The 706-nt window shown below is 66.6% G+C and carries 1 protein-coding gene; it reads right to left on the bottom strand.

The genetic code is table 11. The features are described 5' to 3' along the window. On the bottom strand, positions 1 to 706 hold a 706-nt coding region (locus ABD323_RS42870; RefSeq protein WP_344447457.1), incomplete at both ends, for a glycoside hydrolase family 5 protein.

Genomic DNA, 706 nt, shown 5'->3' with positions numbered 1-706 from the left:
AGCAGACCGTACTCGCCGACGTAGACCGGGATGCCCTTGGCGACGAAGGTGTCGTGCATGGCCGCGAAGGAGTCGTCCAGGTGCTTCTGCGCGACCGCGTCGTACAGGGTGCCGCCCGCGACGTTCACGCTGAACGGGTACCAGCTGTAGAAGTGCACCTGCGCGATGAGCTGGCTGTCGTTCAGCGCGGCGATCGCGGTGTACAGGTTGTCCAGGTAGACCTGGTCACCGCTGCCGCCCGGCGTGGTCAGCGACAACATGCGCCTCGCGTTCGCGCCGCCCGAGGCGCGGACCACGGAGTGGAACGAGGTCTGCAGCTCGTTCAGCAGGGAGAGCTTCTGCGCGTCCGTGGCGTTCTGGAACTGCGGCTCGTTGATGCCCTCGAAGATCAGGCTGCGCGGCTCGTCCCGGAAGGCCGTGGAGATCTGGGACCAGGTGGAGTTGAAGCGGGCGACCACGTTGTCGTGGTCGGTGGACATGTTCCAGACCCACTGCCACGAGTCGTGGTGGACGTTGAGCACCACGTACAGGCCGTCGGCCAACGCCCAGTCGACGAGCTGCTTGACCCGGGCCATGTAGTTGGCGTCGACGTTGTACGGGGCGGTGGCGGACTGGTGGCCGGTCCAGGTCACAGGGATGCGGACGCTGCGGAAACCGGCCGCCGCGATGGTGTCGAAGGTCGCCTTGGTGGTCTGTCCGTTGCCCC

The sequence above is a fragment of the Kitasatospora nipponensis genome (assembly GCF_039528135.1).
GTDB lineage: Bacteria > Actinomycetota > Actinomycetes > Streptomycetales > Streptomycetaceae > Kitasatospora > Kitasatospora nipponensis.
This window is presented reverse-complemented; position numbering and strand designations above follow the sequence as displayed.